A 15,737-nucleotide genomic window follows, 5' to 3' on the forward strand; every position below is an offset into this window, starting at 1 on the left:
TTATAATTGCGCTTTTCGGACCCGCCTTATAGACGCCTATTCTAATGCTTAGACGCCCTCCTTTTGGAAAGTTGCCGCGACAGTCGGCCAGGTGGGCAATTGCGCGCGCTGCCACCGCGCGGCTTGCGAGGCTCGCGCCACGCGTTCAATTCGCGCAACCTGATTGGCAAGCGTCGACCGGATGCTGACGCTCAAACGCTTCGCCAACCCCGACGTCACGCGCGCCTTTACCAATATCGTCTGGCTTGGGCTGGAGCGGCTCACGCAGATCGGCGTCGCGATCGTGATCAGCGGCATGCTGGCGCGCTACTTCGGCCCGGACGTCTTCGGCAAATGGCAGTATGCGAACACGCTGCTGCTGGTGCTTGCGCCGGTCACCTGGGTGTGCGGCGCGGAGATTCTGGTCCCCACCATCGTCAATCGGCCGCCGGCTCAGCTCGGCACCGTGCTTGGCAGCGCCTTCGCGCTGCGCGTTGCGGTTTCCGTGGCGGCGCTGCTGCTGACGTGGCTCGGCATCGCGTTGCACTTCTTCGAGCCTCTGGTCGGCGCCATGCTCGCCGGCCTCGCGGTGACGATGCTGTTTCGCGAACCGTTCGTCGGCGTGATCAATGCGTGGTTGCAAAGCATGACGTACAGCAAGCCGCAGTTGCTCACCAGCATGAGCACCGCGGTGCTGAAGGCGGCCTTCGTCTATCTGCTGGTGCGCGCCGCGGCTGCGCCTGCGCGCTTCGGCTGGCTGTGGGCACTCGAATCCGCGGCGATCGGCGCCGTTCTGCTGATCTATTACATCCGCCGGCATGGCGGCAAGCTCGGCTGGCACGTCGACCGTTCGCTGTTTCGCCACTTCGCGAGCGCGGGCACGGTGTTCTGGCTCGGCCTGATCTGTATGTATCTGTTCCTGAAACTGGACCGGCTGATGCTCGAACGGGCGATTTCCTTTGCTGACCTCGGACGTTATTCGGCCGCGCAACAGTTGAACGAGAACTGGATCACGCTCGCGTTGATGCTCGCGCAGACGATTGCGCCCGCCTTCGTCTATCGCGTGCAGGACGCCGCGCAATTGCGCCGTAACATGTGGCGGCTCACCGCGATGACCGCCGCGTTGATGGTAAGCGGCGCGATCGTGCTCGATCTGCTGGCGGGCTTCATCATCCGCCGCGTGTTCGGGCCGGACTATGAAGGCGCAATCGAGATTTTCCGCTGGGCCGTGTGGCTTTCCGTACCCGCCGGGATCGAAGCGATCGGCAATCTGATCGTGCTGAAATATCAGGCTAAATTCGTGTTGCTGTCGAAGTGGCTGCTGGCGCTGGCGGTTGCCTTCGTCGTCAATCTGCTGGCGATTCCGAGGCTGGGTCCATACGGCGCGCTGGTGGGTCTCGCGGTCGGTTATCTGGCTGCTGCGTCGGTCAATCTCTACTACATCCGCTTCAAATTGCGCTCATGACGAATTCATCCGCCGCCGCGCAGGTTTCCCTCGACGACGTCGCAGTCCTGATGCCCGCGTATAACGGCCAGGCCGACGTCGATCTCACGCTGGCGTCGTTCAGCGAAAGCGCCCCGGTGCATGTGCTGATCGTCGACGACGGCAGCATGCCGCCGATCGTCGCGCCGGCGATTGCCAATATGCATATCGAAGTGCTGCGCATGGCGCAGAACTGCGGCATCGAGCGCGCGCTGCAAACCGGCATCGACGCTCTCGCCCAACGCGGTTTCCGCTATGCCGCACGTATCGACGCAGGCGATCGCAGCGTGCCGCAACGCCTCGCCAAACAGCGCATGTTCATGGAATTGCATCCACAGGTGGCCGGCCTCGGCATGTGGACGCAGGTCGTCACGCGTGAAGGCAAACCGCTCTTCATGCTGACGCCGCCCGCCGAGCCGAACGCGATTCGCCGTCTGCGATTTTTCCGCTCGTGCCTCGCTCACCCTTCGATGATGCTGCGTATCGACGCGGTCCGCGCGGTCGGCAACTATCGCGCGCAATACCGCTCGGCGGAAGACCTCGATCTGTTCATGCGTTTGATGGAGCGTTACGACTGCGCGAATCTGCCGGAACTCGGGCTCTACTACGAGCTGAACGAAGGCGGCATCAGCGCGACCAAACGGCGCCGTCAGGTGAGCTCGACGCTGCGGCTGCAACTGCGCTACTTCAACGCCGCCAATCTGTACGATTGGCTCGGCCTCGCCAAAAATCTGCTGCACCTGATCACGCCTTACCGCACGTTACAACGGGTCAAACGCACCCTGCTCGCAACGCACGCGAGTCATTAATCCATTCCACCGTCGAGCCCGTTCCCGCATGAAGCCTGCCTTGAAGTCGACGCCCGCGCTGCGCATTACACTCGTCTGTAACACCGCGTGGGCAATCTATACATATCGGCAAGGGCTGATCCGCATGCTGGTTGGACGTGGCGTCGATGTGACGGTGCTCGCACCGCGCGATCGCACCTTCGAACTGCTGAGCGCGATGGGTTGCCGCTGCATCGAATTGCCGGTGGCATCGAAAGGCACCAATCCGCGAGACGACCTGCGGACGCTTTTGGCGCTGTATCGTTTGTACCGGAGCATTCACCCGCACGTCGTGTTTCATTACACGATCAAGCCGAATATCTACGGCTCGATCGCGGCGAAACTGGCGGGTGTGCAATCGGTGGCGGTGACGACCGGGCTCGGTTACGTGTTCATCCAGCAGAGCCGCGCTGCGCAAGTCGCCAAAAAACTGTACCGGTTCGCCTTCCGTTTCCCGCGCGAAATCTGGTTTTTGAATCGCGACGATCAGGCAGCGTTTGTCGAGCAGAATTTGTTGGTGCATCCTGAGCGTGCGCGTCTGTTGCATGGCGAAGGCGTCGATCTCGAGCAGTTCGCGTTCACGCCGCTGCCCGAGCGGGCGGAATTCAAGTTTGTGCTGATCGGGCGGCTCCTGTGGGACAAGGGCGTCGGCGAATATGTCGAAGCCGCGCGGCGTTTGCGTGAACGTTATCCTCAGACGCGTTTCCAACTGCTCGGCCCGGTCGGCGTCGACAACCCGAGCGCGATCACGCGTGAAGAGGTCGGCGCCTGGGAGCGGGAAGGCATCATCGAGTACCTCGGAGAGGCGCACGACGTGCGGCCTTTCATCGCCGATGCGGATTGCATCGTATTGCCGTCGTATCGTGAAGGTGTGCCGCGCACGCTGATGGAAGCCTCGGCGATGGGCCGGCCGATCGTCACGACCGACGTGCCCGGCTGCCGCGAAGTGGTGGCTGACGGCGTCAATGGCTGGCTGTGCGAAGTGCGCAATGCAGACAGTCTCGCGGCGAAACTGGCGCAGATGCTCGACATGAGCAGCGCCGCGCGCCGCGCAATGGCAGAACGCGGCCGACAGAAAGTCGCAGAAGAATTCGACGAGCGCGTAGTCGTCGAAACATATAAAGACCTGGTGCAGAAAATGACGGGCGTATTACTTTAACGGAGCAACAGCATGAGCACGAAGGGCACGATTCTGGTAACGGGCGGCGCGGGATTTATCGGCTCGCACACCTGTGTCGAACTGCTGAATGGCGGTTTCGACGTCGTGGTAATCGACAATCTCGTGAACAGCAATCGCGAATCGCTGCGGCGCGTGGAAAAGATCACCGGCAAGGCGGTGGCCTTTTACGAAGCCGACGCGCGCGATGAAGCCGCGCTCAACCGTATCTTCGACGCGCATCCGATTACGGGCGCGATTCACTTTGCCGCTTTGAAGGCGGTGGGCGAATCGGTTGCCAAGCCGATCCAGTACTACAGCAATAACGTCGGCAGCCTGCTGACCTTGCTCGGCGTGATGCGCGATCGCAATGTGAAGCAGTTCGTGTTCAGTTCTTCCGCGACGGTTTATGGCGTGCCGAAGAGCTCGCCGATCGATGAATCGTTTCCGCTTTCCGCGACCAATCCTTATGGGCAATCGAAGCTGATTGCCGAGCAGGTTTTGCGCGATCTGGAGATTGCGGATCCTGGCTGGCGGATCGCGACGCTGCGGTATTTCAATCCGGTTGGCGCGCATGAAAGCGGCTTGATCGGCGAGGATCCGGCTGGCATTCCTAACAATCTGATGCCGTATGTGGCGCAGGTTGCCGTGGGTAAGCTCGAAAAGCTGCGGGTGTTCGGCGGCGATTATGAAACGCCTGACGGCACCGGCGTGCGTGATTACATTCACGTGGTGGATCTGGCGCGCGGGCATCTGGCGGCGCTCGATGCGCTGGTCGCACGTGATGCGAGTTTCGTCGTGAATCTTGGAACGGGGCAAGGGTACAGCGTGCTGGACGTGGTCCGCTCGTTCGAGAAGGCGTCAGGCAAACCCGTGCCGTACGAGATCGTGGCGCGCCGTCCGGGCGATGTGGCTTCGTGTTTTGCCGATCCGGCGGCAGCCGAGCGGATCATCGGCTGGCGCGCGGAGTTCGGTATTGAGCGGATGTGCGCGGATCACTGGCGCTGGCAGTCGACGAATCCGCAAGGATTCGCCTGAAGCGACTTGTGAGCGCCGCGCGCTGAAGCGCGGGCGGCGGCGCTCAATGTGGCGGCTTATTCAGGCACCCGTTATTGAGAGGCGGCCCGCTAAGCCGCCACCTGAAATACCGCAACCGCGTCGCGCAACACAGCCGCCTGCTCCTCCAGCGATTTCGCCGAAGCCGCGGCTTCTTCGACGAGCGCCGCATTGTGCTGCGTGACTTCGTCGATCTGTGAAACCGCCTTGTTGACCTGCTCGATACCGTCGCTCTGTTCGAGCGCGGACGCCTCGATCTCGTTCATGACGCCGGTGACGCGTTGGACCGCGCTCAGGGCTTCCTGAATCGTCTTCTGCGCGTCGGACACAAGGGAGGCCCCCTCCTGCACCTTCGCGGCCGATTCGCCGATCAACTCCTTGATTTCCTTCGCCGCCGCGCCTGAGCGCTGTGCAAGGCTGCGCACTTCCGATGCGACAACCGCGAACCCGCGCCCCTGTTCACCCGCCCGGGCCGCCTCCACTGCCGCGTTCAGCGCGAGAATATTCGTCTGAAAGGCGATCCCTTCGATCATGCCGATGATCTCGGTCACCTTGCGCGACGACTCGGTAATCCCGTCCATCGTCTGCGTCACGCGCGACACCACCGATCCGCCGCGCGTCACCGTGTCCAACGCGCCCTGCGCCAATCGATTCGCCTGCCTGGCGTTGTCCGCGTTCTGCTTCACCGTCGCCGAGAGTTGCTCCATGCTCGCCGCCGTCTGCTGAAGCGCAGCGGCCTGTTGCTCAGTACGCGACGACAGATCCGCATTGCCCGACGCAATCTCGTTCGCGCCGTGCGTGATCGCCGTCGTGCTGCCGCGCACCTTCGCCACCGTCTCCACGAGGCCGTCGCGCATCTTCGTCAGCGCGCTGAGCAACTGGCCCATCTCGTTGCGCGATTTGATTGCGATCGCAATCGTCAGATCGCCGGCGGCGATTCGTTCGAAATGTTTAATGGTCACATTGACCGGCTTGATCAGCGCGGCCGACAAACCGATTCGCGCCGCCACACCGATCACGATCGCAATCGCACCGATCGCGGCGAACAGCAGCGTCGCCAGGCGGAAGCGCTGCGCGCCGGTCTCGGCCTGCTGGTGTTGATTGCCGACCTGCACGCGTTCGAGCGCATCGATGGCTTTCGAATACGCCGCGTAAAAGTTGTTCGCGGTTTCGCCCTGGATGTTGCGGAAGGTGTTGAAGTCGAAGTCGGTGAGCGCCTTGAACTCCGGCTCGATGGCCTTGTCGACGAGCGCGGCGCGCGCCTGCTCGACGGCTTGCGCGAGCTTCTTTTCCTCTTCGCTCACGAACGGGCTCGCCATGTAGTTGCGGAATTCCTTGTTCGACTCGACCAGCACCTTGTGCGCGGCCGGCAACAGATCGTCGGTCTGCTTGCCGACGCTAAAGAGCGTCTGATACGTGCCGACTGCGAGCTGCACTTGCAGCAGCTTCTCGGAGCTCGCCTTCAGATGCGATAGCGCGGCTGCGCTGCGCTGCGTCTCGTCGAGGCTGCTATTCGCGAGGTTGAGCGCGCCGTAGCCGACACCGATCACGGTCAGCAGGAAAGCGACGAACACGCTGATGACCAGCGTCAGCCCGCCACGAATGGTGATGTTGTTTAGCATTGGGTCTCCGGAACGTCCTGTCGAGCGGCGGCGAAATCGGGGAAACGCCGGCGCGCGGTGCTGTTTCATGCGCCATTTACACTTCGCCGCATCCAGGTTAACGGCCTTCGCGAGACCCTGTTAAATAGGTGAAATCCATGACAGGCAAGGCTTTGCGGGGCGCCCCAGACTCACTATCTGGGATATTTCGCGTGATCTACGCGAGCGCTGCTTTTCCGGGCGCAGTGCGTTTCGTTTGTATAATTCGGCGTCTTCGCTCAGGCCCACTTTCATGCTTAGTTTTGCGCTCGGCTTTCTCGTTTCACTGCTGATCACGCTGTTGATCGTGCGCTATGCGCATCTGCATGAAAAATTCTCCACCGACACCGATCTGGCCGGCGTGCAGAAATTTCATGTGCGCCCGGTGCCGCGCATCGGCGGAACCGGGATTCTGATCGGGCTGATCGTCTCGGCGGTGCAACTACATCGTGCGTATCCCGCCGTTTCGGGCGGCATTCTGGGGCTTATCGCGTGCGGTATGCCGGCGTTCGGCTCGGGCCTCGTCGAAGATCTGACCAAGCGCGTGTCGCCGCTCGCACGGCTCGTCTGCACGATGGCCGCCGCCGCCCTCGCCTACTTTCTGCTGAATATCGCCGTCACGCGCATCAGTGTGCCGCCGCTCGACTTTCTGCTTTCGTATGCGGTGATCTCCTGCGTGGTCACTGTGCTGGCCGTGGCGGCGCTCGCCAATGCGATCAATATCATCGACGGCTTCAACGGCCTCGCGTCGATGGTCGCGTTCATGATGTTCGCCTCACTCGCTTATGTGGCGTTCCAGGTGTCCGATCCGATCGTGCTGTCGGCGTCGTTCATGATGATGGGCGCGGTGCTCGGCTTCTTCATCTGGAATTTTCCGGCCGGGCTGATCTTTCTCGGCGACGGCGGCGCGTATTTCATCGGCTTCATGCTCGCCGAGCTGTCGATCATGCTGGTGATGCGCAATCGCGATGTGTCAGCGTGGTATCCGGTGCTGCTCTTCATGTACCCGATCTTCGAGACCTGCTTCTCGATCTATCGGAAGAAGTTCATTCGCGGAATGTCGCCGGGGATTCCCGACGGTGTGCATCTGCATATGCTGGTCTATAAGCGGCTGATGCGCTGGGCGGTCGGCGCGCGCACCGCACGCGAACTGACGCGGCGTAATTCGCTAACCTCGCCGTATTTGTGGCTGCTGTGTCTGATTGCAGTCGTGCCGGCTACCCTGTTCTGGCGGCATACGCTGCATCTGTTCTGCTTTGTGGTGGTGTTCGCAGCGACTTATGTCTGGCTTTATATGAGTATTGTGCGGTTCAAGTCGCCGAGGTGGATGGTGGTGAGGAAGGGGCGGCGGTAGTCAAAGCGCATGGATTCGGCGCTTCATTTGCCTGAGTGCGGCGCGTGGGAATATCATCGCGCAAATCCATAATTCGCGAAGGGGCCGTTATGAGCTGGAAAGCATACGTCGTCGCGCTGGGCACAATCGCGGCAGGCGTGCCGGCGTTCGCTAATACGGCATCGGACAATATCGTCTGGAGCGCCAAGCAGCCGTCGGCGACGATGATTGGACAGCCGGAATGCACGGCGTACACGCATCAGCCGATCGCCGGCACGAGCGATGCGACGTCCGATCCGCTGGCGAAAACCCTGAAAGTGGTCGGGACGATGGCGGCGCTAGCGGCAGTATCGGTGGCGACGAAAGCTACGACGACTAGCGCGCCTAACCCCTGCGGGAGCTTTTGATCATCCGTGCGGTTAAGCGATGTATGCCGGTAATAAAAAAGGCGCTCCGAGTTGAGCGCCTTGTTCTTTTGATGCTTGACCGGAAGCACAACCGCTAACGCTAACGTTCAGGAAACCCGCGTTGCCGGCGTGACGCTGCGCAGCGCCGGCGCGCTGCCCGGCTGATATTCCGGCACCCAGCGCCGCAGATCGCGTCGCACTTCGTCGTCGCTCGGCACGCGGTGCTGCATCAGCCAGGGAAGCAGATTATCGATGAAGCTGTCGGGCACTTCGCGCGCCCGCGCGATGCGCAACTTGGGATGCGGCGTACGCGTGGTCGTTTCGTCGTCCGCCAGAAGTTCCTCGTATAGCTTCTCGCCTGGGCGAAGACCCGTGAACACCACGCGAATCTGCTCTTCGGTAAAGCCGTATAGGCGAATCAAGTCATGCGCCAGGTCGGCGATCCGCACCGGCTTGCCCATGTCGAGGATGAAGATTTCGCCGCCATGTCCCATGCTCGACGCCTGCAGCACCAGTTGCGACGCTTCCGGAATCGTCATGAAAAACCGGGTGATTTCCGGGTGCGTGACAGTCACCGGGCCACCGCGCGCGATCTGCTCCTGAAACTTCGGAATCACGCTGCCGGCGCTGCCGAGCACATTGCCGAACCGCACCGTTTCGAATTGCGTGCGCTTCGAGCCCTGCTGCTGCAACGCTGAACAAGCCATCTCCGCAAGGCGCTTGCTCGCGCCCATGACGTTGGTCGGGTTGACGGCCTTGTCGGTGGAAATCAGCACGAAATGAGCGACGTCGTGACGGATCGCAGCACGCCCGACTCGATACGTGCCGAGCACGTTATTGCGCACCGCCTGCCACGTGTTGAGCTCTTCCATCAGCGGCACGTGCTTGTACGCCGCCGCATGAAAGACGATATACGGGCAGTAACGCGCCAGCACCTGGTCGAGCAGCAAGGAATCCTTCACGTCGCCGATGATCGGCACCACCGATACTTCGGGATATTTGTCGCGCAGCTCTTCGTTGAGCCGATAAATCGAGAATTCAGAAATATCGAACGCTACCAGTTGCACCGGCCCGTAGCGCAGAATCTGCCGGCACAATTCAGAGCCGATCGAACCGCCCGCACCGGTCACCATCACGACACGGTTCTTGAGTAGCGCTTCGACATGTGGCGTATCGATCATCACCGGATCACGGCCCAGCAAGTCTTCCAGATCGATCTGACGCACCCGCGACAAGAACGCCTGGCCTTGCGTAAGCGGAGTCAGCGCCGGCAGCGTCATGGCGCGGACGCCCGCGCGCACGCACAGTGTGGCAATTCGCCGATGCACTTCCACCGAAGCCGACGGCACGGCAATGATCACGTGCTCGACTTTCATTTCGGCGGTGATCTTGTGCAGATCGCTGATTGCGCCGAGTACGCGGTAGCCGTAGATTTCGCGGCCCTGTTTGACCGGGTCGTCGTCGAGCAGACCCGCGAGCCGCCATTCGCCGGAGCGTTTCAGCTCACGCACCAGGTTCGCGCCCGCATTGCCTGCGCCGAGCACCAACACGGGCTTGCCCTGCCCGACCAGCCCGCCGTAGCGGTAAAACTCCTTGGCCGCACGGTACAGCGCGCGCGAACCGCCCATTGCGAGGAACAGCAGCATGGGCGAAACGATCAGGACGGAGCGCGGCACCACCGGGCTCGGCTGCACAAGCGCGGAACCGATGACGACAACCAGCGCCCCGACGCCGATCGCCTTGGCGATCCGCACGAGGTCGGGCAGGCTGGCGAAAACCCACATGCCGCGATACAGCCCGTAGCTGCGGAACATCACTGCGTAGATCAGCAGCACCCAGACCAACGCATGCATCCCGCCCATCCAGAACGGCTCCGGCACGGGACCGTTGAAGCGGATCACGTATGCCAGCATCCAGGCCAGGGCCACCGCCAACAAATCGAACGCAAACGCACTGAACGAAAGCCATCGGGCTTTGAATCTTTTCATTGCGTAGTACCTCAGGATTGCCCGGAACGGGACAAGTGACGCCGCCAGTGCCGATCAATGCAGACACCGGCGAGCACAAGCACAGCAGCCCATGCGACAACAACCAGCCATTGATACACCACAGCAATGCCCATCGCCCACAAAGCAAGCATTATGCCCGCCGCCATGAAGAAATACCAAACTCGCGCCGTCGACGCATGGCCGAAGCCGGCCTGCACCAGTCTTTGATAGTAGTGTTCGCGGTGCGCTTGCCAAAATTCTTCGCCGCGAGCTAGGCGTTTGAGCAAAGTGACCGATGCATCACCGATGAAAGGGGCAAAACTGACCGCTGGAAACCAGATCGGCCATACGCCTTCGCGCCAGCCCCAATAACCGAGGGCGCCAGCCAGGAAACCCAACGGGATCGAGCCGGCGTCGCCGAGAAAAATCCGCGCGGGGTGGAAATTAAACAGAAGAAAGCCCGCTGCCGCCCCCGCCACCACAGCGCAGGCGAGTGCGAGCGCGGGGTCCGGATGCGCCGCGATGGACGCGGCGATCGCATAGCCGCCGAAGCCGAACATGGCCATGCCGCCGGCCAAACCGTCCGAGCCGTCCATAAAATTGTACAAATTGACCAGCCAGACGAGTAAAAACGCCAGCGCGGCAAGTGCCCACCAGGGGACATCGGCCGGATAGGCGGCGACCAGCGCCGCCACGGCGAGGGCATGGCCGCCGAACCGGACGCGCGCGGGCAAGCCGCGGCGGTCGTCGATTTGCGACAACGTGGCGAGCAGCGCCGCCGCGAGGGCTGGCAGCCAAAGGGCGGGCGCCGCGAGCCAGATCAGAACCACGACAACCGGCACGATGCCCCAGCCGCCGACGCGCGGCGTCGGGCGCGTGTGCAGCGAGCGGTCGTTAGGGATGTCGGTGGCGAGACGCCAGGAGAGGCCGGTCTTCAGCAAAGCCCACAGAATCGCGGCGCACGCGCACAGCGCGACCAGCCCCCAAAGGAGCAGATGCACAGCTGGACCTGCAAAAAGTGAAGCAATCGGCATGACGGACATTTCAGTGGGTAGAGCGATACCAGGCAGCTGTTTCCAGCAGGCCATGTTCAACGGTATAGGGCGGATACCAGCCGAGACATTCGCAGATATGTGAACTGTCCAACCGCAACTCGCCGATCAGCCGGTCGATCTGGGCCGAGCGGCCGGTCAGGCGGCCGGCAAGGCGCAGCAAGCCGACAGGGACAGGGACGAGACGTGCCGGCGCGTGCAGCTGCGTGGCGAGCGCCCGCGCCAGTTCGGCGACGCTCAGATCGCGGCCATCGGTGACGTGGAAGGTCTGGCCGGCGGCGCGCGGGTCGGTTGTGCAGTGCACTAGAGCGTCCGCGAGGTTGTCGACGAATACAAGGCTGCGCCGCGCGACGATCGCGCCGAGCGGCAAAGGGACGCCGTTCGCAATCGCGCGCATCAGTTGCAGAAAGTTGGCCCGCACACCCGGACCGTAGACGAGCGGCGGGCGCACGATCACGATTTCGAGGCCCGACTTACGGCCGTACTCGACCAGTGCGCGCTCGGCCTCGAGTTTGGAGATGCCGTAGGGGTCGCTGGGGGCGGGGTCGTCGTCTTCCCCGATAGGACGGCCCGAACTGCTCTCCGCGACGGCTTTGATGCTGCTGACAAAGATGAAGCGGCACGCCCCCGCACGGCGAGCGGCCGCGGCGACGCGCAAGGCGCCGGTGACGTTGGTGGAGCGGTACGCAGCAAGCGGATCGGCCACCGTTTCCTGCATCATGTGCACGCGGGCTGCGAGATGGATGACCGCGTCGCAATGCATTGCCACCGGCCACCGCTCGTCGATACCCTCGAAGTCGTTCGCATCGAAGATCCATTCGCGGACGCCATCAGCGGTCGTTTGCGGGCGACGTACCAGACCGGTGACGCTGTCTCCGCGCTGCAGCAATGCGCGCGAAACCGCCTTGCCGACGAAACCGTTGGCGCCTGTAATCAACACACGCTGAGTCATCGGCCGGCCTCTCGTGGGCGGATGCTGGCCGAAGGGCACAGCATCGCACCTGCATGGCGGGACGCACGCTTGCCGCCTGGAACCGGCTTGCCCGGGCTACTACGCATCGCACACGCCGTCGTCGCGCCGACGCGCGGCGCTTGACGACGCGACCGAGCTGCTGTGAGGCTTGTGCCGCCTGCATACGGCGGGGCTGACTGATGAGACACGATACAATCTGGCATCGGCGATGCTTATAAGGGAATCCGTTTGGAAAGCGTATTGTATGCGGGCAGCTTCCGCTTCAGTCCGCTCCTCGCGAGTGTTAGGCGCTAAAATGCACGGGCAGCTAACAGGCTGAAAGCACGGCAGATGTCTAGGGTCGTGATGATAAAACGGACGAGCCACCCAGACGCCCAGTCCAAACACTTCTTAACATCTCAAACATATTCGCGCATGTGGAATTCGCGGTTTCGATCCGACGTGCTCGACGACAGCACAATCAGCTTCGCCCCCCAGCGACGTGGGTGCGCAACGGCCCGCGCTCCGCTGAACCAACACTTAGTTACCACTGTTACCACTGAGCTTTGCATCGCGCCGCAACGCGTACGTTCCGCGACGTGCCGGCCGGATCGCAGCGACGCATCTCACGGATTGCCGTTTCGCGCCGCATGAAGCGCTGGCGCGTCATGCCACCTGTGCGCTGGCAGGAAGTGTTGGTCTGAATAAACGTTTGAGCAGATAGAGACCCCATCGATGAAAGTGCTGTTCGCCACTTACCCTATGGCCTTCCATACCCCCGGAGGCGGAGAAATACAGCTGCTTGCGTATCACAAGCATCTTCCCGCTCATGGAGTGGACGTCACGCTGTTCGATCCATGGAACCCGCGGTTCCTCGAAAATGACGTGGTCCACTTTTTCTCGTGCGTCGGCGGCTCGGTCCACTTCTGTAACTTTGTTAAACAGTTGGGCTTGCCGCTGGTGGTTTCGTCTAGTCTCTGGGTGACGGAGGAGACCAAGCATCTTTATCCGATCGGCGAGATCCATCATCAGTTTTCGCTGGCGGATCGCGTAGTGGCGAACTCCGACATCGAATGCGATACGCTCGCGCGGATCTTCGACCTCCCCCGGGAAAAATTCGCCACGGTCCTGAACGGCGTGGAGGAAAGCTTTTACGAGCCGGTCGCGCCCGAACTGTTTCGCAGCGAGTTCAAGATTCATGATCGCTTCGTGCTGAACGTGGGCAACATCGAACCACGCAAAAACCAGTTGGCGCTGGCCAAGGCGATGAAGTCGTTCCCCGAGCTCAAGCTCGTTCTGATCGGTCACCAGCGCGATCCCGAATATGCGAAAGCGTGCTTCGCAGAGGGCGGCGACCAACTCATTTACGCCGGTACGCTGGCTCATGATTCGCCGGTGCTCCGCTCCGCCTACGCGGCATGCGACGCATTTGTTTTGCCGAGCACGCTGGAAACACCGGGGCTCGCCGCGCTTGAGGCGCACGCTGCGGGAGCCAGTATCGCGGTGACGAAAGTCGGCTCTACCGAAGAATACTTCGCCGAGCACGTCGCCTATCTGGACCCGTCCGATGTCGAAAGTATCGCGCAGTCGATTCACGATGCCCTTACACAAAAGCGCGCCGGCACTTCGGGCAGCGCTCGCAACCTGACTTGGCAAGCAGTCCTGTCACCCCTGAAAGACCTCTACGATTCCCTGCTGACAAAATGAAACTTGAACTGCAACCGCTCAACAACGTTGAAGTATTTTCGGGTGCTGCCTACCAATGGAACGCAACGACAAACGATCCGCAGTTTGCCATTGTGGGTTGGGAACACATGCGTGGACGCACCGTACACCTGTCTTTTTCGCTCGAGACAGGCAAGATGCCAAAGACGCCTTGCATGCTTTATGTTGACAAGGGCGACGGAATGTCGGAGCAAGGGGCTGTTTGGCTGCGAGCAGACGCCAACGGCAAGGTAGAGCAAACCATCTCGTTCCCATGGACGCTCCGTGCAGTGCGCTTTGATCCCATCGCGTTTCCAGGGCCGTTCTCACTGAACGACTTTGCGCTGGTCGTCGACGAGAACTCTTTGCCATTCGGCGAAGCAAACGAGGCAGCACTTGCACAGGCTGATGCAGCAGCAGCGTCCGGCACCCCACTTGCTGCTACCTACGAGAACTGGATAGCACTCAACGAGGTGTCGCAGGATCGCTATTCGAGTCTGGTAGATGCCGCGCGCAGCTGGGATCGTCAGCCACTCATCAGCTTGGTGATGCCGACTTACAACTCGCCTGCCGAGTATCTGCGCAAGGCAATCGAATCGGTACTCAATCAGGTCTATACAAACTGGGAACTCTGCATTGCGGACGATAAGTCCACGCAGCCCCATGTGAAAGCGATTCTGGACGAATACGCGGCGCGTGATGCCCGCATCAAGGTGACATATCGCCCGACAAACGGCCATATCAGTGCGGCAAGCAATAGTGCGCTGGCATTGGTCACCGGCGAATTCACCGGCCTGCTCGATCACGACGACGAACTGCATCCGTTGGCGCTGTACTACGCCGCGGCCCTGACTCGGCAGGACCCACAAGCCGCGTTGATTTACAGCGACGAGGACAAGATCACAGTCGATGGCCGGCGATACGAGCCATATTTCAAGTGCGATTTCAATTACGACCTGTTCCTCAGTCAGAACATGATTTCGCATTTCGGCGTGTACAAGACCTCGGTTCTTCAGCAGGTCGGCGGATTCCGCGAGGGGCTGGAAGGCTCGCAGGACTATGACCTTGCGCTTCGTGTGATGGAGGCAGTTGGTCCGCAGGCAATCCGCCATATCCCGCGCGTGTTGTATCACTGGCGCGTATTGCCGGAAAGTACCGCATCGAGTGCGGATGCGAAGCCCTACGCGGTGATTGCCGCTAGTCGCGCAATCCAGGAGCACCTGACGCGCTGCAATATCGCGGCGAAGGTGCAATCTGCCGACGATGCGGTGATGTATCAGCGGATCGTCTACGCTTTGCCTGAGAAAGAACCACTTGTCGAAATCATCATTCCGACCCGCGACGCGGCCGGCCTGGTCAAGCAGTGCGTCGATTCCATCAAGGAGCGCACCACGTACCAGAACTACCTGATTACGATCATCGACAATGGCTCGGAGAAGCCCGAAACGTTTGAACTGTTTAAAAGTTATGAAGGCGACTCCCGCATTCGCGTAGTTCGCGACGACTCTCCGTTCAATTATTCCGCGCTCAACAATCACATTGCGTTAGCGAGTGAAGCCGAGCTTGTCTGCCTGTTGAACAACGACATTGAAGTCATCACGCCGGATTGGCTGAGCGAGCTCGCTTCCATCGCTCTGCAAGACAACGTTGGTGCGGTGGGCGCGAAGTTGCTCTACCCTGACGACACGGTCCAGCATGCTGGCGTGTATCTCGGCATGGGCGGGCTGGCCGGCCACGGCCACAAGTACCTGCCACGCAATGCACCGGGGTATTTCAGTCGGGCAGTCCTGCGCAATGCCGTCAGCGCGGTCACGGCGGCGTGTCTGGTCATCCGCACGAGTATCTATCGTGAAGTGCGGGGGCTCGACGAGGACCTAGTCATCGCCTTCAACGATGTCGATTTTTGCCTGCGTGTACGGGAGGCGGGCTATCGCAACGTGTGGACCCCGTTTGCGGAGTTGTACCACCACGAATCCGCTTCGCGCGGGTACGAAGATACGCCTGAGAAGATGGCCCGCTTCGTCAAGGAAATAGAGTTCGTGAAGAAGCGTTGGGGCGACGCATTGTGGAACGACCCGTTCTATTCGCCGAATCTCTCCATCGACTCGACCGAATTCGTGATGACGATGAGTCCGCGTCTCACGAAGGCTCAATAACACT

Annotated in this window: 12 protein-coding genes; 8 read left to right on the forward strand and 4 right to left on the reverse strand. The window is 61.2% G+C overall.

Translation table 11 applies throughout. The features are described from left to right. Positions 1-181: 181 nt before the first annotated feature. Genes WN982_RS16465 through galE form a run of 4 tightly spaced genes read left to right on the forward strand, consistent with a single transcriptional unit; the run spans position 182 to position 4,483 of the window. Positions 182-1,444, forward strand: a complete 1,263-nt coding sequence (locus tag WN982_RS16465; protein WP_341315817.1) for an oligosaccharide flippase family protein — start codon at positions 182-184, stop codon at positions 1,442-1,444. Continuing rightward, positions 1,441-2,271 carry a glycosyltransferase gene (locus WN982_RS16470; protein WP_341312993.1) on the forward strand — a complete coding sequence of 277 codons (831 nt, stop codon included), beginning with the start codon at positions 1,441-1,443 and terminating at the stop codon, positions 2,269-2,271. Before WN982_RS16465 ends, WN982_RS16470 begins: the two co-directional genes overlap by 4 nt. A gap of 28 nt (positions 2,272-2,299) precedes the next feature. Beyond that, on the forward strand, positions 2,300-3,448 hold the full coding sequence (locus WN982_RS16475; protein WP_341312994.1) for a glycosyltransferase family 4 protein: 1,149 nt from the start codon (positions 2,300-2,302) through the stop codon (positions 3,446-3,448). A gap of 12 nt (positions 3,449-3,460) precedes the next feature. Beyond that, the gene (galE, locus tag WN982_RS16480) at positions 3,461-4,483 is read left to right on the forward strand and encodes a UDP-glucose 4-epimerase GalE (protein WP_341312995.1); all 1,023 of its coding nucleotides are present in this window, start codon (positions 3,461-3,463) and stop codon (positions 4,481-4,483) included. 89 nt (positions 4,484-4,572) lie between these two features. On the opposite strand, the gene WN982_RS16485 is transcribed toward galE, so the two are convergent. Next, a complete protein-coding gene (locus tag WN982_RS16485; RefSeq protein WP_341312996.1) occupies positions 4,573-6,123 on the reverse strand; it encodes a methyl-accepting chemotaxis protein in 1,551 nt (516 codons plus the stop codon). Between the two features lie 271 nt (positions 6,124-6,394). On the opposite strand from WN982_RS16485, the gene WN982_RS16490 reads away from it, so the two are divergent. Both WN982_RS16490 and WN982_RS16495 read left to right on the forward strand, forming a co-directional pair. Next, a complete protein-coding gene (locus WN982_RS16490) occupies positions 6,395-7,495 on the forward strand; it encodes a glycosyltransferase (protein ID WP_341312997.1) in 1,101 nt (366 codons plus the stop codon). A gap of 89 nt (positions 7,496-7,584) precedes the next feature. Then, the gene (locus WN982_RS16495; protein WP_341312998.1) at positions 7,585-7,881 is read left to right on the forward strand and encodes a hypothetical protein; all 297 of its coding nucleotides are present in this window, start codon (positions 7,585-7,587) and stop codon (positions 7,879-7,881) included. A gap of 107 nt (positions 7,882-7,988) precedes the next feature. On the opposite strand, the gene WN982_RS16500 is transcribed toward WN982_RS16495, so the two are convergent. The 3 genes from WN982_RS16500 to WN982_RS16510 are packed head-to-tail and all read right to left on the reverse strand — an operon-like array spanning position 7,989 to position 11,873. Beyond that, positions 7,989-9,869: a nucleoside-diphosphate sugar epimerase/dehydratase gene (locus WN982_RS16500; RefSeq protein WP_341312999.1), complete on the reverse strand. Its 1,881-nt coding sequence runs from the start codon at positions 9,867-9,869 to the stop codon at positions 7,989-7,991. Between the two features lie 11 nt (positions 9,870-9,880). Further along, positions 9,881-10,903, reverse strand: a complete 1,023-nt coding sequence (locus WN982_RS16505; protein ID WP_341315818.1) for a glycosyl transferase — start codon at positions 10,901-10,903, stop codon at positions 9,881-9,883. A 10-nt stretch (positions 10,904-10,913) separates the two neighbouring features. After that, positions 10,914-11,873 carry an SDR family oxidoreductase gene (locus WN982_RS16510; RefSeq protein WP_341313000.1) on the reverse strand — a complete coding sequence of 320 codons (960 nt, stop codon included), beginning with the start codon at positions 11,871-11,873 and terminating at the stop codon, positions 10,914-10,916. 735 nt (positions 11,874-12,608) lie between these two features. Here WN982_RS16510 and WN982_RS16515 point away from each other — a divergent pair. Continuing rightward, complete coding sequence (locus WN982_RS16515; protein WP_341313001.1) at positions 12,609-13,580, forward strand: glycosyltransferase; 972 nt, start codon at positions 12,609-12,611, stop codon at positions 13,578-13,580. Next, complete coding sequence (locus tag WN982_RS16520) at positions 13,577-15,733, forward strand: glycosyltransferase family 2 protein (protein ID WP_341313002.1); 2,157 nt, start codon at positions 13,577-13,579, stop codon at positions 15,731-15,733. Before WN982_RS16515 ends, WN982_RS16520 begins: the two co-directional genes overlap by 4 nt. The last annotated feature ends 4 nt before the right edge of the window (positions 15,734-15,737 follow it).

Source organism: Paraburkholderia sp. IMGN_8 (assembly GCF_038050405.1).
GTDB lineage: Bacteria > Pseudomonadota > Gammaproteobacteria > Burkholderiales > Burkholderiaceae > Paraburkholderia.

Bases quoted from the DNA above. Each gene is read 5' to 3' on its own strand.
- WN982_RS16465 (WP_341315817.1), top strand. From the start codon at position 182: ATGCTGACGCTCAAACGCTTCGCCAACCCCGACGTCACGCGCGCCTTT.
- WN982_RS16470 (WP_341312993.1), top strand. From the start codon at position 1,441: ATGACGAATTCATCCGCCGCCGCGCAGGTTTCCCTCGACGACGTCGCA.
- WN982_RS16475 (WP_341312994.1), top strand. From the start codon at position 2,300: ATGAAGCCTGCCTTGAAGTCGACGCCCGCGCTGCGCATTACACTCGTC.
- galE (WP_341312995.1), top strand. From the start codon at position 3,461: ATGAGCACGAAGGGCACGATTCTGGTAACGGGCGGCGCGGGATTTATC.
- WN982_RS16485 (WP_341312996.1), bottom strand. From the start codon at position 6,123: ATGCTAAACAACATCACCATTCGTGGCGGGCTGACGCTGGTCATCAGC.
- WN982_RS16490 (WP_341312997.1), top strand. From the start codon at position 6,395: ATGCTTAGTTTTGCGCTCGGCTTTCTCGTTTCACTGCTGATCACGCTG.
- WN982_RS16495 (WP_341312998.1), top strand. From the start codon at position 7,585: ATGAGCTGGAAAGCATACGTCGTCGCGCTGGGCACAATCGCGGCAGGC.
- WN982_RS16500 (WP_341312999.1), bottom strand. From the start codon at position 9,869: ATGAAAAGATTCAAAGCCCGATGGCTTTCGTTCAGTGCGTTTGCGTTC.
- WN982_RS16505 (WP_341315818.1), bottom strand. From the start codon at position 10,903: ATGCCGATTGCTTCACTTTTTGCAGGTCCAGCTGTGCATCTGCTCCTT.
- WN982_RS16510 (WP_341313000.1), bottom strand. From the start codon at position 11,873: ATGACTCAGCGTGTGTTGATTACAGGCGCCAACGGTTTCGTCGGCAAG.
- WN982_RS16515 (WP_341313001.1), top strand. From the start codon at position 12,609: ATGAAAGTGCTGTTCGCCACTTACCCTATGGCCTTCCATACCCCCGGA.
- WN982_RS16520 (WP_341313002.1), top strand. From the start codon at position 13,577: ATGAAACTTGAACTGCAACCGCTCAACAACGTTGAAGTATTTTCGGGT.